This window comes from Paraburkholderia agricolaris, assembly GCF_009455635.1.
In the GTDB taxonomy this organism is placed as follows: domain Bacteria; phylum Pseudomonadota; class Gammaproteobacteria; order Burkholderiales; family Burkholderiaceae; genus Paraburkholderia; species Paraburkholderia agricolaris.
Map to the genome: position 1 here is coordinate 2,467,895 of NZ_QPER01000002.1, position 24,941 is coordinate 2,492,835.

Annotated in this window: 18 protein-coding genes; 6 read left to right on the forward strand and 12 right to left on the reverse strand. The window is 62.9% G+C overall.

Annotated elements, in window-relative coordinates:
- The first annotated feature begins 2 nt into the window (after positions 1–2).
- Together GH665_RS32335 and GH665_RS32340 are read left to right on the forward strand one after the other, a co-directional pair.
- Positions 3–581, forward strand: coding sequence for a YceI family protein (locus GH665_RS32335; protein ID WP_153141189.1), 579 nt, complete (start codon positions 3–5; stop codon positions 579–581).
- Positions 582–821: 240 nt separating this feature from the next.
- Entirely contained in the window at positions 822–1,547 is a 726-nt protein-coding gene (locus GH665_RS32340) for a DeoR/GlpR family DNA-binding transcription regulator (protein WP_153141190.1), read from the forward strand.
- Between the two features lie 42 nt (positions 1,548–1,589).
- On the opposite strand, the gene GH665_RS32345 is transcribed toward GH665_RS32340, so the two are convergent.
- The 7 genes from GH665_RS32345 to deoC all read right to left on the reverse strand — a co-directional run bounded on the left by GH665_RS32345 (position 1,590) and on the right by deoC (position 10,990).
- A complete protein-coding gene (locus GH665_RS32345; RefSeq protein WP_153141191.1) occupies positions 1,590–2,648 on the reverse strand; it encodes an ABC transporter permease in 1,059 nt (352 codons plus the stop codon).
- 29 nt (positions 2,649–2,677) lie between these two features.
- Entirely contained in the window at positions 2,678–4,237 is a 1,560-nt protein-coding gene (locus tag GH665_RS32350; protein WP_153141192.1) for a sugar ABC transporter ATP-binding protein, read from the reverse strand.
- Between the two features lies 1 nt (position 4,238).
- Positions 4,239–5,243 carry an autoinducer 2 ABC transporter substrate-binding protein gene (locus GH665_RS32355; protein WP_028200255.1) on the reverse strand — a complete coding sequence of 335 codons (1,005 nt, stop codon included), beginning with the start codon at positions 5,241–5,243 and terminating at the stop codon, positions 4,239–4,241.
- Positions 5,244–5,355: 112 nt separating this feature from the next.
- Entirely contained in the window at positions 5,356–6,435 is a 1,080-nt protein-coding gene (locus tag GH665_RS32360; protein ID WP_153141193.1) for an ABC transporter permease, read from the reverse strand.
- Positions 6,436–6,468: 33 nt separating this feature from the next.
- Positions 6,469–7,443, reverse strand: a complete 975-nt coding sequence (gene rbsK, locus GH665_RS32365; RefSeq protein ID WP_153141194.1) for a ribokinase — start codon at positions 7,441–7,443, stop codon at positions 6,469–6,471.
- A gap of 117 nt (positions 7,444–7,560) precedes the next feature.
- Positions 7,561–9,963 (reverse strand): aldehyde dehydrogenase family protein, encoded by a 2,403-nt coding sequence (locus tag GH665_RS32370; protein ID WP_153141195.1) that lies wholly within the window; start codon positions 9,961–9,963, stop codon positions 7,561–7,563.
- A 16-nt stretch (positions 9,964–9,979) separates the two neighbouring features.
- Complete coding sequence (gene deoC, locus GH665_RS32375) at positions 9,980–10,990, reverse strand: deoxyribose-phosphate aldolase (RefSeq protein ID WP_153141196.1); 1,011 nt, start codon at positions 10,988–10,990, stop codon at positions 9,980–9,982.
- Between the two features lie 251 nt (positions 10,991–11,241).
- Between deoC and GH665_RS32380 the strand changes: the two genes are divergently transcribed.
- From GH665_RS32380 to dinB, 4 genes are all read left to right on the forward strand, one after another.
- The gene (locus GH665_RS32380) at positions 11,242–12,876 is read left to right on the forward strand and encodes a sugar ABC transporter ATP-binding protein (RefSeq protein ID WP_153141197.1); all 1,635 of its coding nucleotides are present in this window, start codon (positions 11,242–11,244) and stop codon (positions 12,874–12,876) included.
- On the forward strand, positions 12,873–13,874 hold the full coding sequence (locus tag GH665_RS32385; RefSeq protein ID WP_153141198.1) for an ABC transporter permease: 1,002 nt from the start codon (positions 12,873–12,875) through the stop codon (positions 13,872–13,874). Before GH665_RS32380 ends, GH665_RS32385 begins: the two co-directional genes overlap by 4 nt.
- 129 nt (positions 13,875–14,003) lie before the next feature.
- On the forward strand, positions 14,004–15,155 hold the full coding sequence (locus GH665_RS32390; RefSeq protein ID WP_153141199.1) for a substrate-binding domain-containing protein: 1,152 nt from the start codon (positions 14,004–14,006) through the stop codon (positions 15,153–15,155).
- Positions 15,156–15,334: 179 nt separating this feature from the next.
- Positions 15,335–16,501, forward strand: a complete 1,167-nt coding sequence (gene dinB, locus GH665_RS32395; protein ID WP_153141200.1) for a DNA polymerase IV — start codon at positions 15,335–15,337, stop codon at positions 16,499–16,501.
- Between the two features lie 10 nt (positions 16,502–16,511).
- On the opposite strand, the gene GH665_RS32400 is transcribed toward dinB, so the two are convergent.
- The 5 genes from GH665_RS32400 to GH665_RS32420 form a co-directional block, all read right to left on the reverse strand.
- Positions 16,512–17,936, reverse strand: coding sequence for a heavy metal sensor histidine kinase (locus tag GH665_RS32400; RefSeq protein WP_153141201.1), 1,425 nt, complete (start codon positions 17,934–17,936; stop codon positions 16,512–16,514).
- Positions 17,933–18,619, reverse strand: a complete 687-nt coding sequence (locus tag GH665_RS32405; protein WP_153141202.1) for a heavy metal response regulator transcription factor — start codon at positions 18,617–18,619, stop codon at positions 17,933–17,935. Before GH665_RS32405 ends, GH665_RS32400 begins: the two co-directional genes overlap by 4 nt.
- Positions 18,620–18,705: 86 nt before the next feature.
- On the reverse strand, positions 18,706–20,205 hold the full coding sequence (locus GH665_RS32410) for an efflux transporter outer membrane subunit (protein WP_153142406.1): 1,500 nt from the start codon (positions 20,203–20,205) through the stop codon (positions 18,706–18,708).
- 65 nt (positions 20,206–20,270) lie between these two features.
- On the reverse strand, positions 20,271–21,494 hold the full coding sequence (locus GH665_RS32415) for an efflux RND transporter periplasmic adaptor subunit (RefSeq protein ID WP_153141203.1): 1,224 nt from the start codon (positions 21,492–21,494) through the stop codon (positions 20,271–20,273).
- A 48-nt stretch (positions 21,495–21,542) separates the two neighbouring features.
- Entirely contained in the window at positions 21,543–24,767 is a 3,225-nt protein-coding gene (locus GH665_RS32420) for an efflux RND transporter permease subunit (protein ID WP_153141204.1), read from the reverse strand.
- Positions 24,768–24,941 lie beyond the last annotated feature (174 nt).

A 24,941-nucleotide genomic window follows, 5' to 3' on the forward strand; every position in this document is an offset into this window, starting at 1 on the left:
ACTTGAAGAAACAACTTTTGCTCGCCGCAGGCGCGCTGGCCACCGCTTTGTCGTTCAACGCCATGGCCGCCGACACATATCAGCTCGATCCCATGCACACCTATCCGAGCTTCGAAACCGATCACTTCGGCGGACTGTCGATCTGGCGCGGCAAGTTCAAGAAAAGCAGCGGCACCGTGGTGCTGGACCGCGCGGCAAAGACCGGTACGGTAGACGTGACGATCGACATGAGCTCGGTGGATATCGGTAACGACAAGCTCGACGCGGAACTGGTCACGGACAAGTTCTTCGACGCCGGCAAGTATCCGAGCGCGACCTACAAGGGCACGCAGATCCGCTTCGACGGCGACAAGCCGGTGGAAGTGATCGGCACCCTGACCATGCACGGCGTCACCAGGCCGGTCAACCTGAAGATCGAATCGTTCAAGTGCTTCATCAACCCGATGCTCAAGCGCGAAGTGTGCGGCACTGAATCGACCGCGACGTTCAATCGCGACGATTTCGGCATCGACTTCGGCAAGACCTACGGCTTCAAGATGCAAACCACATTGCATATTCAGGCTGAAGGCATCAAGCAGTAATCATTGCTCCCCGCCCGCTCGCGTCACGCGCGAGCGGCAAACAGTGGTATCGCTCCACGCCCTCCCATTCGACCTTGCCGTGATACCAACGGTCGATTCGTCCAGACAATCCCCGCGATTCATCGAAGTCTTCAAATTCGAGGCTCAAACAGGCTCGCCGCGCTGACAAGCTCTTGTTATAATTCTCCCATCAACTCGAACAAAACATAACGCCTCTGCCTACTGCGCGACAGGACCTCCATGCTGAAACCCGACCGCCTCCGCGCCCTCGCCGATGCGCTGGCCAAGCAGAGCGTCATGCGCCTGCGCGACGCCGCCAGCCTGCTGAACGTATCGGAGATGACTGTCCGGCGCGATATCGCAGGCAGTCCGGAACGATTCACGTATCTCGGCGGCTACATTGTCAGCGCGACCGACGTACCCAATACCGCCGGCTATTCACTCGAAGCCGAGCAGGATCACTTCGCGCAGGCCAAGGCGGAAGCATCCGCGATTGCGGCGAAACTCGTTGTCGACCACGAAACGATCTTCATCGATTGCGGCACCACGCTCACCACGCTGGCGCGTCTGATTCCGCTTGAGCGTCACGTCACCGTGGTCTGCTATTCGCTGAACGTGGCGGAGATTTTGCGGCGCAAGCCGAATGTGCGGATGATTCTGCTGGGCGGCGTCTACGTGCCGTCTTCAGATTCGTTTGCGGGCGAAGAGAGTCTGGAGATGCTGCGCCGCATGGGCATCAACAAGGCATTTATTTCCGCGGGCGGCGTGGACAGCGCGCGCGGCGTCACATGCTGGAATTTTCACGAAGTCGCGCTCAAGCAGGCAGCCATGGCGAGTGCCGTCGAACGGCATCTGGTGGTGGACCAGAGCAAGTTCGGCGTCGTCAAGGCGGTACGCTTCTCGCAGGTCGACGACTTCGATTCCATCATCACCGAAAAGGGCCAGGAGCTTCGCAAGCGCAAATGAATGCGCTAGCCGCCTGGCACCGTGCCGGCGGGCGGCCGGTTTTCAGCTCTTGCGCTGCAAGGCAAACAGCGTCCCCGCGATCAGAATAAATGCACCGATAATCACCTTCTGCCAGGTACTCGGCACCCCAACCAGAATCAGCACACTGTTGATCAGCGTGACCAGCACCACACCGAGCAAGGTGCCGGCCACCGTGCCCGTGCCGCCCGTAATGCGCGCACCGCCCAGAATCACCGCGGCGATCACATCGAGTTCCGAGCCCACCAGATCGAACGGATTCGCGAGCCGGTTGTTCGATACATGCAGAATGCCCGCAATTCCGGCGAGCATGCCGGTATAACCGAACACGAACAGATGGATCGCGCGCAGGTTGTAGCCGAGCCGCTCGGCGATCGCGAGGCTGCCGCCCATCGCATAGACACCGCGCCCCATCATGGTCCGGTTCAACAGCCACCACGTAACAACGGCAGCCACCACCAGCGCCAGTACCGAGATGGGCAGCACGGCGCGCAGACCTTCGCTGGTGTGATAGAAGAACAGCGGAATCCGGCCGAAATGATCCATGCTGTGCGGAATGTTCATGAAGAACGTCGTGCCGATAAACGTCAGCAGCAGGCCGCGATACAGATACTGCGTGCCGATCGTGACGATCAGCGAAGGCGCTTTCAGGCGATGCACCAGCAGGCCGTTGATGAGACCGAGCAGCACGCCGCCCAGCGCACCGGTGATCAGGATCAATGCGAACGGCGCATCCGGCCACCATGCAAACACCGCCTTCGTGATGCCGTACATCGTCAGCGCGGCGATTGCCGTAAACGAGACGTCGATACCGCCGGACGCAAGCACGACTAGCGTGCCGAGCGCGAAAAGCGACATCGTGGTGGCCGAATGCAGCAGATCGAATAACGTCGCGAGCTGAAAGAAGCGCGGATTGATCGTGCCGACAATCACACACGTCGCCGCAATCAAGGCGACGGTGAACCATTCGGGGTTACGCGAGAGCTTCGCCATCAAGGTGGGTGGCTTGACCTCGGGGGCGACTTCAACAACGCTCGGGGTGGTCATGGTCTGGTTCATGCGCGAAGGGATCCGCGAGTTCATGGGTATCGGCGTCCTTTATGCGGCGTGCTTTATGCGGCTTCCGAAAGCAGCGCGCGATACAGGTCGGCTTCGCTCAACGTGTCAGCCTGATATTCGCTCGCCACACGCCCCTTCTTCATCATCAGGATGCGGTCGCAGTTCTGCAGCAGCTCGGGCAGGTCGTCGCTGATCAGGATGATGCCGATGCCGCGTTGCGACAGGCGCTGCATGATGCGGTAGATAATGTCTTTCGATCCAACGTCGACGCCAACCGTCGGCCCATGCAGAATCAGCACGCGCGGATCGATGGCGAGCCAGCGGCCAATCAATACGCGCTGCTGATTGCCGCCCGAGAGCGACTGCACGGGCTTGTCGACACCGGGCGTCGCGATCTGCAAATCCTTCACCGTCTGTTCCGCAAGCGCCTGCGCGCGCGTGCGGTCGATCTGGCCGAAGCGGTCCCTCAGGCTGGAGATCATTGCGGTAATCACGTTGTCGCGGATCGTCTTGTCGAGAAACAGCCCTTCGTTCAGGCGGTCTTCCGGCACATAGCCAATGCGATGATGTTTCGCGTCCGAGGGAGTACGCAAGGAAATCGCCTTGCCGTCGAGCATCACCTGTCCCGATTGCGCCGGTGCAACACCCGCGAGTGCGCGAGCAAGTTCGTTGCGCCCCGAATCGAGCAGACCGGTAATGCCGAGAATCTCGCCGCCATGCAGTGCGAACGACACGCCGCTGAATTGGCCCGCGCGAGTGAAGCCGCGCACGTCGAGCACGACCTCCTGGCTGAACGCTCCTTCACGATAGCGCTCGTTCGACAGATGGCGCCCTGTCATCAGCTCGCTGATCTGCGCTTTGGTGAATTGCGCGATCGGCCCCTGCGCCATTTTCTGGCCGTCGCGCAGCACGATGACTTCGCCGCCGATCGCGTAGCATTCGTCGAGCTTGTGGCTAACGAACAGCACCGTCACGCCCTGCGCGCGCAGATTCGCGAGCACGGCGATCAGATTGTCGACCTCCTTTTGCGTGAGCGAGGTAGTGGGCTCGTCCATGATGACGAACTTTGCATCGCTGGCAATCGCGCGCGCAATGGCAACGAGTTGGCGCGTGGCAAGCGGCAACTGCTCGATCAAGGTCGCCTGAAATTCCGCATCGCCAGGCAGGCCCACCGATTCCAGCGCTCGCGCTGCCGTGCGCGCGAGCGCCCGGCGGTCGAAGGTCCGCGCGAGCCGGCCTTCGTGCGTGGCCAGCTCGGCGGTGAGTGCAACGTTTTCCGCCACGTTCATGTTGGGCAGCAGCGAGAGATCCTGATAGACGGTCTCGATTCCCGCCGCCAGCGATTCCAGCGCGGAAAGCCGCGCATGCCGAACGCCTTCGATCACGAGTTCACCTTCGTCGGGCGGCTGCGCGCCGGAGATGATCTTGATTAAGGTGCTCTTGCCGCAGCCGTTTTCGCCGAGCAGGTGATAAATCTGACCGCGCTCGAACGACAGGCTCACCCCGCGCAATGCATGCACGCCGGTGAAACGCTTGTGCACGCCGACCACCTGAAGAAACGGTTGCGGCGTGTCGGAACGCGAGGACAGCGGTGACGTTGCGTCTTCACTCATATCAGAACGGATACTGCTTGTAGTTCGATTTGTCGACGTTCACCCAGCCCTGGCCGCGCACAATGATCCCCTTGCCCGGCCCCTTGGCGACGGTAACTTTCGTATAGCCCGGAATGCCGAGGTCGGCGCCGTTCTCGACCGTCTTGCCGTCGATCAGCATCTGCGCAATCTTGTTCATCGCGATGCCCGCAAGCTTCGGATCCCAGAACGCGATGCCGTTGATCGCGCCGCTCTCAAGGAACTTGCCTGCTTCAGTCGGCAGGCCCGTGCCGTACACGCAGATCTTGCCCTGCATGCCGGCTTCTTCGACCGCGCGGCCGATACCGATCACGTCGAGCGAGGAGGAACCCTGGAAGCCCTTCAGGTCCGGATGCTTGCGCAGCACTTCCTTCGCGACTTCATAGGCGCGTTCGCCGTCGTTGTTGGTTTCGAGTTTCGGTTCGACCAGATCCATCTTCGGATACTTCGCCTTCGCATTGCCGATCCCGCCGTCGGCCCATTGCACCTGCGAGCGGCTGCCGAGCGAGCCGACCAGCACGGCCCACTTGCCTTCGTTGTGCATGCATGAAGCGAGACGTTCGTTCAGGCCGGCACCGTAGGCCGTGTTGTCGAATGCCTCGATATCGACCATCGTGTTCTTTTCGTTGTCGGCCTCATGGGTCACCACCTTGATGCCGCGATCCATCGCCTTCTTCAAGGCCGGTTCGAGTGTCGGCGGATCGTAGGGCACCACCGCAATCGCCGTGACCTTCTTCGCGATCAGATCTTCGATGATCTTCAGTTGCTGTGCGGCATCCGCCCGGCCAGGGCCGGTCTGATACGCGGTCACACCCGGGTTGTCCTTCGCGAATTGCTTGACGCCCTCGTCCATCCGGTTGAACCAGTTGATGCCGGTCACCTTGACGACCGTGACGATCGTCTCGTTGGTTGCCGCGTGCGCAGCGGCAATCACGCCCACCGTAAGGGCGCCTGCTGCGAGCGCGGTACCCAGTCGAGTCAATTTCATGCGATGTCTCCTTTATGGTTCGATGTCGCCCCACTTCATCGTCACGGACAGCCAGGGCTCGTTGTCCGCCGCGTACTGAAACCTTGCCTGCGCCTCGCGTCTGTGCGACGCGCTAATGCTTCGGCGCCGCGCCGCCGGAACTCGCGGTACTGCTGCTACCGCCACCGCCACCACCATGGCCGCCGAAACCGAAGATCGTGCGCACCCGCTCGCCGCCCGCGAACGCGAGCGACAGCAGCAACAGAAAACCCCACGCGCAATCGCCAAAAAACTGCGACACGCCCAGCAGATTGAACAGACTCGAGAGAAACTGCAGCACGGTGGCCGCAAAGAACACGCAGATGATGCGGCCGTGGCCGCCGGCCGGATTCACACCGCCCATCACCGCGATCAGAATGGCAATCAGCAGATAGGAGTTGCCGTAGTCCCATTTCGCGCTCGACGTATGGGTCGCGCTGATCAGACCGGCGAGCGAGGCCAGCACGCCGCACATCGCATAGATTGTGATCAGCATCCGCGCACGCGGAATGCCGGCGTAGAACGCGGCCTTCGGATTGGTGCCCATCAGATAGAGGCGCAAACCGAACGGGCTGCGCTTGAGCAACCATCCCAGCACGATCACAGCGGCGATAAAGATGCAGAATGCGATCGGCACCTGAAACACGGTACCGTTGCCGATATTCGACAAGGGATCGACATAGTCGACGTGTACCGAAGCGCCATTACTGAGCACGACCGCAAAACCCGTGAACAACAGTTGCGTGCCGAGCGTGCAGAGAATCGGCGTAAGGCGCAGACGCGCAATGACCACGCCGTTCAGGAGTCCGCCAAGCAGCCCCATCACCACGACGATCACGCAGAAGAGCGACGTGTAGAGCACCGGCGAGTCGTCGCCGCTGACGAAGCGCGGCACGACCAGCGCGGCGACCATCCCGGACAGGTTCGCGAGCCCCACGCCCGACAGGTCGATTCCTCCGTTGCCCGACACCATCGACAACATGATGCCGAGCGCGAGCAGGCCGAGTTCAGGCAACTGCCCGCCCATCGACTGCAGGTTGTCGATATCGACGAATTGCCCGCGCGAGAGCCAGGTTGCGGCCAGCACGACGAGTACGTTGACGATCAGCAGGAAATTCAGTTGCCGGTCGCCGAACATTTTTCCAGCGTTGCCAGTGGTAAACGAGGACTTCATGGTGAACACGATCTCCTTGAGTCTTCGCAATGATCAGGACAGCGGCGAGCTTGCCGGAGACAGTTCGGCCGGCTGGTTCAACACGCGATTCACCTCGTCGAGCGTCGGCATGGAAGGCGCCGTGCCCGGCCGCGTGACGGAAATGCCCGCGAGTGCGCAGCCGAAACGCAGTGCGGCCATCGCGTCGTCGCCGCGTGCAAGAGCGGCCGCGAAGCCGCCCGTGAAGCCGTCGCCCGCACCGGCGGTCTCCACCACGCGGCCGCAGCGATAGGCCGGCACGAGCACGGACTGGGTCGGCGAGTGCAGCAGCGCGCCGCTTTCCCCCAGCGTAACGATGACCGCGCCAACACCTTTGGCGAGCAGCACGTCGGCAGCACGGCGCGCGTCATCGGCATTCGCGATCGGCACGCCGGTGAGCGCGGCGGCTTCGGTTTCGTTGGGGGTGATGTAGTCGCACAACGGGAAGATGTCGTCGTCGAGCGGCAACGCGGGCGCCGGATTGAACACGGTGATGACGCCGTGCCGGCGCGCCACCTCAAGGCCGCGGCGCGCCGCCGCGAGCGGCTGCTCGAGTTGCGTGACGAACACGCGCGCAGCGGCAATGTCGGCTTCGATCGCGTCGACGTCGGCTGCGTTCATCGTGCCGGCCGCGCCGGAAGCGACGATGATCGCGTTCATGCCGGTGGTGTCGTCGACGAAGATATGCGCCGCGCCCGTGGAGACGCCCTCGATCACCGACGCGCGTGCCGTAATGCCTTCAGTAGCCCACGTTTTACGCGCAATCTCGCCGAATGCATCGTTGCCGATGCGGGTGCAGAACACCACCTCGGCGCCGGCACGCGCCGCCGCCACCGCCTGATTCGAGCCCTTGCCGCCAGGACCCATTGCGAATGCCGAGCCGGCAATCGTCTCTCCGATCAGGGGCATACGCGCGGCACGAAACGTCAGGTCCGTGACGTAGATGCCCAGAATGACGACACGCCCGTTTCGTTGTACCGGCGTATTCATTCGCGTTCCCCTCGAGGCAAAACCTGCGAAAACCGCAAATTCAGATTCTTCAGCACGTTGTCTCCTCCATTTTCTGGTTGGCGTGCATGGGGTTTCGACACCCTGTGGGTCTAGCGGTCAGTCTCCGTACGGGATCCAGATGTTCTTCACCTGCACGGCCTGACGCAAAAACGGACGGCCTTCGCTCGAACGGTCGAACCAGTCGAACTGGCGGCCATAATCGACGAATGTCCGCTTCAGATTGCCAACCGACTCGCGCTCGACCAGCGTCGAATCCGCCGCATGGCCGAAACACCAGAGCGCATCGACGTCATCGTGTCTGGCAAGCGCGGGCAACAGCGCACCGCGCTCACCCGTGACGATGTTCAGCACGCCGCCCGGCACATCTGAAGTCTCGGCTACCTGATAAAAATCGGTCACGGTGAGCGGGCACGCCGCACTCGGCAAGACCACCACACGATTGCCCATGGCCAGCGCGGGCGCCACCAGCGAGACGAAGCCGAGCAACGGCGCTTCGTCCGGACAGGCGATACCGATCACCCCAAGCGGCTCGTGCATGGCCAGCGCGACACCGCGCAGCGGCGGCGTATGCACGGCGCCGTCGAACTTGTCGGCCCACGCCGCGTAAGTAAAGAGGCGTGCTACCGCAGCCTCGACTTCCGCATGCGCCGCCGCTTCCGTCGCGCCGTTTCTGATCACCAGTTGCCGCGCGAATTCGTCCGCACGAACGGCCAGGTTCTCCGCGAGATAGAACAGCACCTGGGCACGGTTATGCGTGCTCGCCTGCGACCATTTCTGCGCCGCGCGCGCCGCTTCGACCGCGTTACGAATATCCTTGCGATTGCCCTCACCCACTTCACCGACCAGAGTGCCATCCGGCGCGTGAACCGGTAACGAATAGCCGCTATCCGGACGCACCTGCTTGCCACCGATGAAAAGCTTCGCAGTACGGTCGATCAGCGTGACGTTCGACAACGACCCAAGCCCGTCTGCGCCGGCTGTCTGTTCAGGGCGTTCAGCGCGCGCGTCCCGGCGGGCGGCAAGCTTGAGCCAGGCACGCGGCTTCAGATATTCGTAGATGCCCTCGCTGCCGCCTTCCCGGCCATAGCCCGACTCGCGGTAACCCCCGAAACCAACCGCCGCATCGAACAGATTGGTCGCGTTGATCCACACCACGCCACAAAGAAGGCGCGGCGCGACATCGAGCGCGCGGCCGATGGTTTCGCTCCACACGCTCGCAGCGAGCCCGTAGCGCGAGTTATTGGCAAGCGCAATCGCTTCGTCCGGTGTGCGAAAACTCATTGCGACCAATACCGGTCCGAAGATTTCTTCCTGCGCCAGAATGGAAGCCGGCGCCACGCCGGTGACGAGTGTAGGCGGATAAAAACAGCCACCGGCAGGCATCGCCGTATCGGGCGACTGCCACACCACACAGCCTTCACGCCGGCCGGTTTCCACCAGCGACTGAATACGTTCGAGTTGCACTGGATCGACGATCGCGCCGATGTCGATACTCTTGTCGAGTGACGTGCCCACGCGCAGCGTTTCCATGCGGCGCTTCAGCTTCGCGATGAAACGCGCTTCGATGCCCTCCTGCACGAGCAGGCGCGAGCCCGCGCAGCAAACCTGCCCCTGGTTGAACCAGATCGCGTCGACAACTCCTTCGACCGCGCCGTCGAGATCCGCGTCGTCGAATACGATGAACGGCGACTTGCCGCCGAGTTCGAGCGTCAGCGATTTGCCCGAGCCGGCCGTGGCCGCGCGTATCAGGCGCCCGACTTCCGTCGACCCCGTGAACGCGATCTTGTCCACTTGCGGATGCTCGACGAGCGCGGCGCCGGTGCGGCCGTCGCCCGTCACGACGTTCAGCACGCCGGCCGGCAAACCGGCCCGGTGCGCGAGTTCGGCAAACAGCAGCGCCGTGAGCGGCGTGTATTCGGCCGGCTTCAACACGACGCAGTTGCCCAGTGCAATCGCCGGTGCGATCTTCCACGCGAGCATCAACAGCGGAAAATTCCACGGCACGATCTGGCCGATCACACCGAGCGGCGCGTAATCGGCGAATTCGCTCTCCTGCAATTGCGCCCACCCTGCGTGATGCAGGAAGTGCCGCGCGACGAGCGGTACGTCGATATCGCGTGTTTCACGGATCGGCTTGCCGTTGTCGAGTGCTTCGAGCACGGCAAAGAGGCGGCTATGCCGCTGCACCATGCGCGCGAGCGCATACAGATGCCGTGCCCGCCCGGCGCCGCCCAACGCGAGCCAGCCCGGCTGCGCGGCGCGCGCGGCGGCCACGGCCGCGTCGACATCGGCCGCGTCGCCCTGCGCGATATCCGCGAGCCGCTCGCCCGTGGCTGGCGCGTGCGAGACGAACCGCTCGCCGGCAGCGGGCGCATGCCACGCACCGCCGATGAAATGCCCGAAGCCCGCTTCATACTGCGCGAGCCACGCGCGCGCAGGGCGATCGTCCTCGGGTGCGGGACCGTACTCCATCGATGAAAAATACTCGGCTACGCTCATGAGATCGGTCTTCTGTTCAGGCTACGGGGTGGCGGTTGAAAGCGGAGTAACGGCCGCTCACGTGATGTTCGAGCTGGCGTTCGATATCGGCCAGCAGGCTCGATGCGCCGATCCGGAACAGTTCCGGTTCGAGCCACGGACGGCCCAGTTCCTCCTTCATGAGAATCTGATAGGACAGCACGGACTTCGCGCTCGACACACCGCCCGCCGGCTTGAAGCCGATCGGCACACCGGTGCGCTGCTGGTATTCGCGGATCATGCGTACCATCACCAGCGAGACATCCAGCGTGGCGTTGACCCCTTCCTTGCCGGTCGACGTCTTGATGAAGTCGGCGCCGGCCATCATGCAGACCATCGAGGCGCGCGCCACGTTGGAGAGCGTGCGGATGTCGCCGGTGGCCAGAATCGCCTTCAGGTGTGCCGGACCGCAGGCCGCGCGGAACTCGCGCACCTCGTCGTAGAGCGCCTGCCAGTTGCCGGTCAGCACATATTCACGCGTGACGACAATGTCGATTTCCTGCGCCCCGTCCGCCACCGACGCCTCGATCTCTTTCAGCTTCAGCGGATGCGGAATCAGTCCGGCCGGAAATCCTGTCGATACTGCGGCGACCGGAATGCCGCTGCCCTGCAGCGCATCCACCGCCGCCGCGACGAAGCGGTGATAAACACACACCGCGCCCGCGGTGATGCCGTGCGGCGCGATGCCGAGCGCTTCGAGCAGATCGGCCCGCACGGGTTGGCGCGCCTTCGCGCAAAGGCGGCGCACGCGCCCCTCGGTGTCGTCGCCATTGAGCGTGGTGAGGTCGATACAGGTGACAGCCTTCAGCAGCCAGGCTGCCTGGGCATCTTTCTTGACGCTGCGGCGGGTTCCGAGCGTGGCCGTGCGCCGCTCGACCGCGGACTGATTGACCCGCAAGCCGTCCAGCCAGGACGCGTCGAACGGCAGGCCCGGATTACGCACCGGATGAACCAGCGGGCCGCCGCGCAGCGTGACGACCGAAGAAGAAAGCACAGGGGCTTCAGGCATAAGGCATCCGGAAATTTGACGCGGCGCACAACGGCCGCCGACAAGTTTGTTCGCACTTATGCTACAACGATTGATAGAATTATCACAAGCTTTCCGATTCAATCGTCACATAATCCGGTATCAGGCGCTGTCACACGCCACAAATGTTATTGACGCACCATATTCATGATGCGAAGATCACAAAACGGTTTCGGCCATCAGCGCCATACAAAGAGAAAGATTCCGCCGTATCGACGAAGGAGACGTGTCAGATGAGTGAGCCGGTTGCGGTCGCGGCCGCGTCATCGCCTCAGGTTCCATTGATCCGTGTTGCGGGCGTCACCAAACGATTCGGTGGCGTGCAGGCGCTGCGCGGCGTCAGCCTCGACGTATTGCCCGGCGAAGTCCATGCGTTGCTCGGCGAAAACGGCGCCGGCAAATCCACCCTGATCAAGATCCTCAGCGGCGTGCATGCCTATGACGACGGCGTCATCGAGATCGCCGGCCAGAAAGTGGCGTTCGACTCGCCGGCGCGCTCGCGTGAAGCCGGTGTTGCCGTGGTCTATCAGGATCTAAGCCTGGTCGAATCGCTGTCGGTCGGCGCAAATCTGATGCTGGGGCGCGAGCCCCGCACCCGTCTCGGTTTCGTGAAGAACCGGCAACTGATGGCCACCGTCCGCGAATTCCTCCACTCGCACGGCATCCCGCTCGACCCGCGCACGCCCGTTGGCGCATTGCCGTTCGCATACCGGCAAATGACCGAAATCTGCAAGGCGCTGATGGGCGACGTGCGCGTGCTGATTCTCGACGAACCCACCTCGGCGCTGACCGGCGGCGAGGAACAGATTCTGTTCGACGCGATCCGCGCGGTCACACAGCGCGGCGTCGGTGTGATCTATGTGACGCATCGTCTGAACGAGGTGTTCAGGATTTCGCAGCGTGTCACCGTGTTTCGCGACGGAGCCAACGCAGGAGTGTTCCAGACCGCGCACACCGATATGAAGCAACTGGTCGCGGCCATCGTCGGCCCCGGTCATGCGGCCTTGCAGGCGCGGGAGCGGACGGCTGCCGGCATGGCGGGTGACGAACCGGGTCTCGGGCGGCAAACCCTGGCCACCTTCCATGCCGCCGCTGCGCCCGTGCTCAAGTTGTCGAACGTCAGCAACGACAGGCTTCGCCACGTCGATCTGCTGATTCGCCGCGGCGAGATCCACGGGCTCGCGGGATTGATCGGCAGCGGACGCACGGAGATCCTGCAAACCATCTTCGGCATTCGCAAGATCGAGGCAGGCGCGATCGTGATCGAAGGTCAATCCCGCGCACGTATGACGCCGGCCGAAGCCATCCGGCTCGGGGTCGCGCTGGTGCCTGAAGATCGTCATCTGGAAGGGCTCGTTCTCGACCATTCGATCGAGCGCAATCTGACCTTGCCGCGCTTGCCGCAATTCTCCCGTTGGGGGTGGCTGCGCAGCCAGGCGGCCGTCAATCAGGCGAAGCACTCGATGCAGGAACTCGCCGTCAAGGCACCGGGTTCGTCGACCCCGGTCAAATTCCTCTCCGGCGGCAACCAGCAAAAAGTGGTCTTTGCAAAGTGGAATCACCCGCGTCCCAGGATCCTTCTGCTCGACGAACCGACAGTCGGCGTGGATGTCGGCGCGCGCGAGGAGATCTACGACGTGATCCAGGACGCCGCGCACGCGGGCACCGCCGTGCTCGTCGTGTCCTCCGACCTCGATGAGTTGCTGCGCCTGTGTGGCCGGATTTCGATCGTTGTGGACGGCTCGATCGTCAAGAGCGTCGAACGTGCCGATCTCGCCAACGCCGAGGCGCTTCATCACCTGATCCAGTTGTCCCGTTCTTCCATCGAGTCCCCCGGCGGGACTTCTTCCAGGGCGCATTCAAAATGAACGATTCTGTCTCGCCGATGACGGCCGAACGGCAGGCATCGCCACCGCGCAAGAGCCGCATGCGGCGCATCGCGCAACTCCTGCTGCAAGGCGAGCGGCCCTATGCACTGTACGGCGCGTTCGCCATCCTGCTGGTGGTGTTCAGCTTCGCTTCACCCTGGTTTCTCTCGATCGATAACTTCCTGAATATCGGCCGGCAAACCGCGCTCGTGTCGATCATCGCTGTCGGCATGACCTTTGTGATCATCGCGCGGCAAATCGATCTCTCGGTAGGCTCGACACTGGCGCTGTCGGGTATGTCCGCGGCGCTTGCCATGGCGTATGTCGGCGACAACTGGATCGTCGGCGCGATTGCGGGTATTGGCACCGGCGCGATTGTCGGCGCGATCAACGGGGTCGTGAGCACGCGGCTGAACATCCCCTCCTTTCTCGTGACGCTCGGCACCTTGAGCGCCGCACGCGGACTCGCCTTGATGGTGACGACCACGCGGCCCGAGATCATCACCAACGACTCGTTCATCGCGATCTTCGGCGAGGGCGACATTGCCGGTGTGCCGGTGCCGATCATCTGGACCGTGCTGACCGTGATCGCCGGCATCCTGCTGCTGCATTACAGCGTGTTCGGCCGGCAGATCTATGCAGCCGGCGGCAATCCGACGGCGGCGCTCTACTCCGGCATCAACACGCGACGCGTGACCACCCTCGCCTTCATTCTCACCGGCATGCTGGCCGGACTCGCCGCGCTCGTGCTGTCGGCACGCTCGCATGCGGCACGGCCCGACGTCGTGCAAGGCATGGAGCTCGACGTGATCGCTTCGGTGACGCTCGGCGGCTGCAGTCTGTTCGGGGGCCGCGGCTTCGTGCTCGGCACGCTGCTCGGCAGTCTCATCATCGGCACGCTCAATAACGGGCTGGTGCTGCTCGGTGTCAGTTCATCGCTGCAACTGGTGATCAAGGGGGCCATCATCGTCGCGGCGGTGGCCTTCACCAGAAAATGAGCGGGACATGAGCGCGAAGCGATCCAGAAAATGACGAGGGCACGTCGATCGCGCGTGAGTTCGCGTGCCCGCGCTGTTCGTGAATGGCAGGAGACGTAACACCAACATGAAGACCAACGGAGAAGAAACATGAAACATCGTCGTGGCTCAGGATACGTTCTACCCACTCTCATGGCGGCCGCCGCAGCCGCCCTCATGGCACTGGCAACGCCGGGCGCCTACGCGCAATGCGTGACGAGTCTGCCGGTCGGATCGATCGGTCCGAAGACGATTGTCGGGCAAGGGCCGAACGGCGAAAAAGCGGCCTCGGTGGATGCCGTCAAGCTGAGCGACGCCGACATCGCCAAAATCAAGGCCGGCAAATTCAAGGTCGGTATTTCGATGCAGACCATGAATCTCGACTGGTCGCAACTGCAGGTGCAAGGCATCACGGATACGCTCAAGAAGTACGGCGTGGAAGTGATCGGCACGGCGTCGGCGGAATACCAGGTCGACAAGCAGATCGCGGATATCGAAAACACCATTCAACGCCATCCGGACGGCATCATCTCCATCCCGGTCGACGGAACGGCGACGGCCGCCACCTACAAGAAAGTGTCCGAAGCCGGCATCAAGCTCGTGTTCATGGACAACGTGCCGACCGGCCTGAAGCATCCCGAGCAATACGCGTCGATGATTTCCGCCGACAGCGAAGGCAACGGCCAGATCGCGGCGAAGGTGCTCGCCTCGTGTGTGCCGCAAGGCGGCACCATCGGGCTCGTGAATTTCGGCGTGGACTACTTCAGCACGACGGAGCGCACCAAGGCCGTCAACGACTGGTTCAAGAAAAATCGTCCCGACATCAAGATCAAACAGGTCGCGTTTACGGATCCGTCCAAGGTGGGGCAGATCGCGGGCGATTTCCTGACCGGCAATCCGGACGTCAAGGGTCTGTTCGCCGTCTGGGATCAACCGGCGCTCGACACGCTGACGTCGATGCGGGCACAAGGGGTGAATATTCCCGTCACGACAGTCGACCTCGGTCTGCAATCCGCAATCGAGATCGCCAAGGGCGGACCGCTGAAGGCAACCGGCTCGCAACGTCCGTACGATCAGGGCGTGGCCGAGGCCATGGCGATGATGAAGGCGCTGATCGGCCAGACGCCGCCGGCCTGGATCGGCGTGCAGTCTCTGCCGGTGGTTCAGTCGAATGTGCTCGAATCGTACAAGACGGTGTTCAAGAAAGACCCGCCGCCCCAGCTTGCGGACGCATGCAAGAAAGCCAGGCCGGCTTGCGGTTGACGCTTGCCGCGTGACACCTTGCCCGGGCGGAGCAAGGTAGTATTATGGTTTGGCGTCCGGCGTACGGCCCATCATGGCTGATACATCAGGCGCCCAACGCAGCAGCCATGCCATAGGGCAACGGGCGCGTGCATCGACTGTTATGCTCGCGGCCCGTGCTGTCATTCCATCCGCCATCCATGAGTTCTGCAAGCCGCCGTATTGCGCATCTGGACATGGACGCGTTCTACGCGTCCGTCGAACTCCTGCGCTATCCCGAACTGCGCGGCAAGGCGGTGGTGATCGGCGGCGGGCGCAACGGCACGCCGCAAACGCTTGAAGACGGCAGCCGCAGCTTTGCGAAGCTGCGCGATTACGCGGGCCGCGGCGTGGTGACCACCTCCACTTACGAAGCCCGTGCGCTCGGCGTGTTCTCCGCGATGGGCATGATGAAAGCCGCCGTGCTCGCGCCCGACGCGGTTCTGCTGCCCACCGATTTCGAGTCGTATCGCCACTACTCGCGCCTGTTCAAGGCGGCGGTTGCAAATTTCACGGACCGGATCGAAGACCGCGGCATCGACGAAATCTACATCGACCTCACCGAGCTGCCCGGCGAGCCGCACGAGATCGCCGCGCGCATCAAGCAGGCCGTCAATCAGGCAACCGGCCTCACCTGCTCCATCTGCGTCGCGCCGAACAAGCTGCTGGCGAAAATCGGCTCCGAACTCGACAAACCCAACGGCCTCACGATTCTGACGCCGGCGGACGTGCCGTTGCGGGTATGGCCGTTGCCGGTGCGCAAGGTCAACGGGATCGGACCGAAGGCCGCGGAAAAGCTCACCGCGCTCGGTCTCGCCACGGTCGGCGATCTGGCGGCGGCAGACGCGGGCCTGTTGCAGGATCATTTCGGGCGCAGCTACTCGGCGTGGCTCATGCAAGTCGCGCAAGGCTACGACGAGCGGCCGGTCGTGGTCGAATCGGAACCGAAGTCGATGAGCCGCGAGACGACCTTCGAGCGCGATCTGCATCCGCGCCACGATCGGCCGGCCCTGTCCAGTTCGTTTACCGGCTTATGCGTGCGGGTGGCGGAAGACCTGGTGAGGAAGGGCTATGTGGGCCGCACGGTGGGCATCAAGCTGCGCTACGACGATTTCCGCACGGTCACGCGCGACCTGACGCTCGACGAACCGACTGCCGACGCCACCGAGATCCGGCGCGCGGCAACCGAGTGTCTGCGACGGGTGGAATTGAACCGCAAGCTGCGGCTGCTGGGTGTGCGCGTCAGCGCGTTGACACCGGCCAATGCGCAAACGGTGAAGACGCGCGTACCGGTTCAGGCCGATTTGCCTTTCACCAACGACGATTAACCCGCGACGATTAACCTGCGGCTACCGCCGCGACACCGGCATTCGCGCGTGCCGCCGGCGCGCTGGTTTCCACACTCGAGGCCGCAATCGAAAACGTGAACGTATTGATCCCGTTCGCGCTTTCCGCCGACACCGCGCCGCGATGCATCTCCGCAATCGCCTTCACGATCGCGAGACCCAGCCCGTGGTTTTCGCGGCTATTGGTGCGGGACACTTCCGCGCGATAGAAACGGTCGAACAGGTGTTCGAGCACGCCCGGCTCGATGGGCTCGCCGGGGTTCGCCACCGCCACGCGCACCTGATCCGGCGTGTTCGAAATCGTCACCGTGATCGCCGCGCCAGGCGCGCAGTGCTGGATCGCGTTCATCAGCAGATTCGTGCACGCGCGCCCAAAGAGCGAGCGGTTCACGCGCGCCACCGCATCGCCGCGCAACTGCGCGTGCACGCGGGCTTCTTCAAACGGGATCTCCAGAAACTCCAGCGTGTGCGCGACTTCCGCGGCCAGCGACACTTCGACGAGGCCCGTCGCGCGCTCGCCCTGGTCGGCACGGGCGAGGAACAGCATGTCGTTGATGATCGCGCGCATGCGTTCGAACTCTTCGAGATTCGATTGCAGCGTATGACGCAAATCGTCGACCGAGCGGTTGCGCGTCAATGCCACTTCGGTCTGTCCGATCAGAATCGTCACCGGCGTACGCAGTTCGTGAGCGACGTCCGCATTGAACGATTCGAGGCGGCCATAAGCGCCGTCCAGACGTTCGAGTGCGCCGTTGAAGGAGTTGGCCAGATCGTTCAGTTCGAGCGGCAGCGAAGCGGTATTCAGACGTTGCGAGCGGTTGTTCGGGCTCACTGCGGACGCATCTCGCGTCAAGCGCGTCAACGGCGCGAGACCCAGCCGGGTGACCGAGTAACTCAGCAGCAGCACGGCGAGACTGCCCAACGCGGACAGCGCGGCGAGCGCCGAGCCGAACACGCGCATGGTGCGGAAGTTGGGCGAACAACTGGCGGCGACCTGCAATTGCACCGCTGGGCGCGCACCATTAGCCGCTATCGGCACGGTAATGGTCAGCATGTCCGCGCCGCCGCCGGCTGGTGCAATAGTCGCGTATCCGCCCGCCCAGCTCGATACCACGGGGCCCTCGACCAGCTTGCCGTAGTGGAAATACGGATCGGCACTCGACACCGCATAGATGGTGCTGCCGTCGCGCGGTGTCATGTCGGTGAGTTTTTCACGCGCCATGCGCCACTTTTCCGGCGTCACCGCATGAGAGACGATGATGCGCGCGATCTCCGTGCGATCGTCGAGCGACTCGCGCAGGTGATGCTGAAGTTGCGTGCGCAACACCACAAAGAGCCCGGTGCCCACCAGCGTGAACACGAGCAGCGCCACCAGCGCGAACATCAGCGCAAGGCGGCGGGCAATAGAACGGTTCATGTTTGCTCTGCCTCTTCACGTACTTCGAGCACGTAGCCCATGCCGCGCACGGTGTGCAGCAGCTTCGAGGAAAACGGGCCGTCGAGTTTGGCGCGCAGCCGCTTGATCGCGGTTTCGACCACGTTCGTATGGCTGTCGAAGTTGACGTCCCACACGAGTTCGGTAATCGCGGTCTTCGAGAGAATGTCGCCCTGGCGGCGCGCCAGCACGCTGAGCAACTGGAATTCCTTGGCGGTCAGATCGAGACGCACGCCGTCGCGGGTAGCGCGGCGGCCGATCAGATCGACGAACAGATCGCCCACGGAAATCAGTGTGGATTCCTGCGAGCGCGTGCGGCGCGCCAATGCATGCAGCCGCTCGACCAGTTCGAGAAAGGAAAAGGGTTTGGTGAGGTAGTCGTCCGCGCCTTCGCGCAAACCCCGCACGCGGTCGTTCACATGGTCGCGGGCCGTCAGCATGATGACCGGGGTCGACTTGCGCATGCGCAGCGCCTTGAGCACGCTGAAACCGTCGCGTTTGGGCAGCATCACGTCGAGGACGATTACGTCGTAATCGAATTCGGTGGCCAGATGCATGCCTTCCTCGCCGTCGAGCGCGACGTCGACGACCCAGCCCTGCTCTGTCAAACCGGAGCGCAGGTAGTCCACCACCTTATGCTCGTCTTCAACGATCAGCAATTTCATGCGCGTCCCCTTGTACCTGCATTATACGAAACGCCTCGTTTTCCGTTTTCCGCCTTCCTGTCTGGCCGTGTCATTCGTCGGGAGGCTCACTTCGCGGGAGCCATCGCCTCCTTCGTGTTCGTCGCGTTCGCTGCGTTCGCTGCGTTGGTTGCTTCGCCGGGCTGCTGCGTGCCCGACATGTCCGTGCCAGCACCATCCCAGCCGCCGCCGAGCGCCTTCACCAGCGACACCGACAGCGTCATCTGCTGACCATGAATCTGCACGTCCTGACGCTCGCTGGTGAGAAGCGACTGCTGCGCGGTGATGACGTCGAGATAGGCGACGAGGCCGCCCGAATAACGGTCGTTGGCGAGCGCCAGCAGATGCTGCGCATCGGTCACCGCCTCGTGCGACTGCTTCGCCGCGCCGTCCAGCACCGACAGACCGGTGATGCCGTCCTGCACCTGCTGGAATGCGCTCAGCACGGTTTGCCGGTAGTTCGCCTCGGTCGCCTTGTAGCCTTCGCTCGCGTATTTCACGTTGGCTGCGCGGCGGCCGCCGTCGAACAGCACCTGGCCGACCGTCGCGCCGAGTGTCCACATCAGCGTCGGCGCGCTCAGCAGGCTGGCGAACTGCGTGCTTTCCCAGCCGATGCCCGGCATCAGCGTCAGGCTCGGGAAAAACGCCGCCTTGGCGACGCCGATCTGCGCATTCGCCGCCGCCATCGCGCGCTCGGCCGAGGCAATATCCGGGCGCCGCTGCAATACGTCGCTCGGCAAACCAAGCGGAATCGGCGGCACCTGCGTGGCGAGCACTCGAGACTCGATTGCGAACTGCGGCGCGGGTACGCCGACCAGCGCGGCAATCGCATGTTCTTCCTGCGCGCGCTGGTTCAGCAGCAGTTGCGCCTGCACGCGGGTCGAATCGAGCAGCGACTTCTGCTGCAACACGTCGAGCCCCGACACCGAACCGAGATCGTGCTCGGCCGTGACGTAATCGAGCGCCTTCTGCTGCAGTTTCACCGATTGATTCAGCACGTCGATCTCGGCGTCGAGTTCACGCAGCGAGAAATAGTCGGTGGCGAGATCGGTAGTGAGGACGAGCCGCGCGTTGGCGAGGTCGTCGGCCGACTGTTGCGCCGAAGCCGTGGCGCCTTCCACTTCACGGCGTATCCGGCCAAATAGATCGGTGTCGTAGTTGATCGTTGGGCCGAGTTGCACATTGTTCTGCACCGTCGACATGGTCGGCGTGGCGTAATTCGTTAGCGGCCGGTTCTGCGAAATGCGGAAGCGCGAGCCGGTCGCGCTCAGATCGACCTCGGGAATCTGCTGCGCACGCGTATTGGCGAGCGTGGCTTTGGCCTGCTCATAGTGCGCGCTTGCCGCGGCCAGCGTCTGATTCTGCGCGAGCGCCTGCGTTTCCAGCGCGGCGAGCGTCGGATCGCCGAACGTGCTCCACCAGTCCGGCGTGATCGGCGCATGCGAAGGTGCCGCGACGCGCCAGTATGAATCGGTTTGCCAACTGGGCGGCACCTCGGCTTGCGGTCGCTGATAATCCGGGCCGACCGTGCACGCGGCCAGCAAGGCCGCGCTCGCGGCCGCCGCCAGCGCGCTGAGAGCCGCTCGTGTCGTTGACGATGTGAGTGCCCGGTCAGCGCTCGCCTGCTTCGCGATCACGACGCCCCCTTGCCGTTTTTCTGCGGCTGCGTGATCTGCACGTGATCGCCGTCCGCGATCGAATCGCTCGGGTTGATGATGATCCTGTCGTTACCCTCGATCCCGCTCTCGATCTCAAGCGACTGCCCCAGGTCCTGCGCGATCACGATCTTGCGTAAGGCCACATTGCCCTTGTCGTCGACCACCGCGACCCGCGGACCTTCGGCGCGAAACAGCAAGGCATTGCCGGGCACCAGCCATTTCGCATGGGCCACAGCCGGCACGGCCACCTGCACATACGCACCGGGCCGCAGCTTGTCGTCGGGATTCGGCAAGGTCACTTCGATTTGCAGCGAGCGGGTCGGCACGTCGATCGCGCCGGAGATGTGCGTGATCGTGCCGTGGAACTGCTGCCCCGGTAATTCGGCCTGAGTAACCACCACCTTCTGTCCCACCGAAACATTCTGCGCATACGCCTGCGGCAATTGCACATAGACCCGCAACGGATCCGACTGCGCGAGAGCAAACAGCGCGCGGCTCGTGCCGCTGCCGGCATCGATCAGGTCGCCGACGTCGACATTGCGCTGCGTGACCACACCCGCGAACGGCGCGACGATGCGCTTGAACGATTCCAGTTGCTGCAGGCGTTTCACGTTGGCATCGGCGGCAGCGAGGTTGGCGACGTCCTGCGTATAGGTGCTCTGCCGTTCGTCGAGCTCCTGCTGCGAGACCGCATCGCGTTGACGCAGTTGTTGCCAGCGGTCCAGCGAGCTTTTGGCAAGGCCGAGACTCGAACTGGTTTGCTGACGCTGCGCCAGCGCCTGCGCGAGTTCCTGATCGATTTCCGGCGTATCCAGGTCGGCCAGCAGTTGCCCCTGCTTCACCCGCGTGCCGATATCGACATACCAGTGCAGCAGATAACCGGTGGAGCGCGCGTAAATCGGCGACTCGACATTGCCGCGCAACGTACCCGGCAGCAAGGTGTCGCCACCGCCTTCCGTTTGCGTCGGACTCACCACGTTCACGTACTGCACCGCGTTCTGCTTCGTCGTTTCGGCAACCGAACGGTTCTGCAGAACATTCGCGATCACCGTGCGCAATGCACCGATGGCGAGCAGCGCCAGCACGATCCAGATCGCCATCTTGGCGCGCTTCCATTCGCGGCCACGCGGCGGCAACGCGTGGCCGCCTTCGGTTTCTCGCGCGGGAATCGCTAGCGATGCATGAGTTTTTTCGGTCATCTCAGTCAGCCATTCCAATCAGCCGTACATTTCGGCCATCAATTAACGTTACGCGGGTTTGCCTTCGCCGCCATGATCCGGCGCGGGGCCGTCGTTGCCATGGCCGCCCGTCGTGTCCATATCGTCATCGTCACGGTGACGCCGCGCAAGGCGGCTATGAATGCTAGCGAACACCAGTGGCACGAAAAACAGCGTGGATACGGTGGCGAACAGCAATCCGCCGATCACCGCGCGGCCCAGCGGCGCGTTTTGCTCGGCGCCCTCGCCGAGACCGAGCGCCATCGGAATCATGCCGATAATCATCGCGAACGCCGTCATCAGCACCGGCCTGATGCGGCTTGCACCGGCTTCGAGCGCGGCGGTAAGCGGCGGTGCGCCGGCCTGCAGCCGCTGGCGCGCGAACGCCACCATCAGAATACTGTTGGCGGTGGCAACGCCCATCGTCATGATCGCGCCGGTCAACGCGGGCACGCTCAAATGCGTGCCGGTCAGGAACAGCATCCACGCGATACCCGCCAATGCCGCGGGCAGCGCGCTGATAATGATGAGCGGATCGACCCACGACTGGAAATTCACCACGATCAGCAGATACACCAGCACGATGGCCATCGCCACGCCGATTCCGAGACCGAAGAACGAACTGCGCATGGTTTGCACCTGCCCGCGCAAGGTAATCTGACTGCCGCGCGGCAACGAGGCCCGCACGTTGTTCACCAGTTTGTCGACCTGGGTGGCCACGCTGCCGAGATCGCGCTTTTCGACGCTGACGTACAGGTCGATCACCGGCCTGATGTTGTAGTGCGTGACTTCCGCGAACTGCGTCTGCGGCGAAACCCGTACGAGGTTGCCGAGCAATTGCGTAGGCCCATTGGCGGAACCCGAGACCGGCGTGCGCAACAACTCGTCGATCGACGACACCTGGTACTGCGGCGTTTGCACCGCGACGCTGTATTCGACACCGTTCTTGTTGTTGAACCAGAAACCCGGCGAGGTCTGCGAACTGCCCGACAAGGAAATGAGCACATTTTGCGCCACATTGCTCGCGCTCAGATTGAGTTGTTGCAGCCGGGTGCGATCCATCTGAAGATTGATCGCGGGTTCGTCCAGCTTCTGCTGGATGTGCGTGTCGACCGTGCCGGGAATCATTCGCACCTGTTTCAGCAGCTTGCGCGCAACGTCGAAGTTGCCCAGCTGGTCCGCCCCGGAAATCTGCACATCCACGGCGGCGGGCAGGCCGAAGTTGAGAATCTGCGTGACGATGTCGGCCGGTTGAAAGAAGAACTCGACGCCCGGAAAGCGCTGCGGCAGGAGCGTGCGCAGCTTGTCCATGTAGATCTGCGTCGGTTTGTGGCCTTCGTTCAGGGCCACCTGAATTTCGCCGTCGAGCGTGCCGATCGTGCCCGCGTTGCTATACGACAGATTGATACCGCTATACGGCAAGCCGAGATTGTCGAGAATCGTGCCGAGTTCCTCGGGCGGCACGACCTCGCGGATCACACCTTCGACCTGGTCCGCAAGACGCGCGGTTTCCTCGATCCGCGTGCCGGTCGGCGCCCGCATATGCAGACGAATATCACCGGCGTCGACGCTCGGAAAGAAGTCTTCGCCGAGCACGAACACGAGACTCATCGAGAGCACGCAGAAACCCAGAAACAGGCTGCCGAACATCGCGCGGCGCACCAGCACGCTGCTGAGAATCATGATGTAGGCGGAGCGCATGCGCTCGAAGCCGCTATCGAAACGCAGATAGAGGCGCCGGAACAGATTCGGTTTGGCGTTGGGCCTGGGCTTGTGCGCATGGCCCATCAGCAGCATGGCCAGCGTCGGCACCAGCGTACGCGACAGAATGTACGAGGCGAGCATGGCGAACACCACCGCCTCGGCGAGCGGCACGAACAGATAACGCGCAACGCCGGTCAGGAAGAACATCGGCACGAACACGATACAGATACACAGCGTCGAAACGAGCGCCGGGATCGCGATTTCGCCGGCGCCGTCGAGAATCGCATCGTGCAGATTCGTGCCCATATGCAGGTGCCGTTCGATATTCTCGATCGTCACCGTCGCATCGTCGACCAGAATCCCGACCGCCAGCGCGAGACCACCCAGCGTCATGATGTTGATGGTTTGCCCGAGCGCGTGCAATACGATCAGCGAGGACAGAATCGACAGCGGAATCGAAATCGCGATAATGCAGGTACTGCGCCAGTTGCCGAGAAACAGCAGAATCATCGCCGCGGTCAATGCGGCGGCAACCAGCGCCTCGCGCACCACGCCCTGCACCGCCGCTTTCACGAACACGGACTGATCGAACAGGGCCGTGATGTGCAAGTCCGGCGGCAACGCGGCGCGCGCGCTCGGCAGCAGGCCCTGCAAGGTATTGACGATCGAGAGGGTCGACGCACTGCCGTTCTTCAGCACCGACATCAGCACGCCGCGGTGTCCGTCCTGCCGCACGATATTGGTCTGTGGCGAGAAACCGTCGCGCACGTGCGCCACTTCACGCAGATAGGTCGTCGCGCCATTGAGCGTGCGTACCGGAATATCGTTGAGCCCTTCCACCGTAGCGGGCGAGCCGTTCATATTGATCGTGTATTCCTTCGGCCCGATCTTGGCCGTGCCGGTCGGCAAAATCAGGTTTTGCGCGTTGAACGCGTTGACCACATCCGAAGGCGTCAGGCCCTTCGCAAGCAACGCGCGCGTGTCGAGGTCGACCGAGATCAGACGCGATTTGCCGCCGTACGGATAGGGCACCGCCGCGCCCGGAATCGTTACCAGTTGCGGACGCAAAAAGTTCAGCGCGGTGTCGTTGAGCGCCTGCTCGGAAAGCTTCGGGCTCGACAAGCCGAGTTGGATCACCGGAATGCTGGAGGCCGAATAGCTGATCACAAGAGGCGGTGTCGCACCCGGCGGCATCTGCTTGAGCTGTGCCTGCTCGACGGCCACCGTCTGCGCGATCGCGGTCTGGATATTCGCATTCGGCTGCAGGAACACCTTGAGAATCGTGATGCCCGCCAGCGACTGCGATTCAATGTGCTCGATGTCGTTGACCGTGGTGGTCAGACTGCGCTCGTTGACGGACGTGATGCGGTTGGCCATGTCCTCGGCCGACAAGCCCGTATAACTCCAGATGATGCTGACCACCGGAATATTGATTTCCGGCAACACGTCGACCGGCGTGGTCAACAGCACGAACGGCGTCGCCAGCAGGATCAGAATGGCCATCACGATGAACGTGTATGGCCGCTTAAGCGCTACGTTGACGATCCACATGAAACGCGCCCGAAAGAATGCCGGTAAGGGAGGGGTGAATCAGCCAGGATGGGTGAGTCAGCCAATATGCTAGATCGGTAGCACCAACGCCTGCATGGCGCGAAAATGGCGGAATTGTCAGGAAGGCTAATGTAAGGATAGGAGACACTTCAAACGCACGCAATGCCGTGCAGA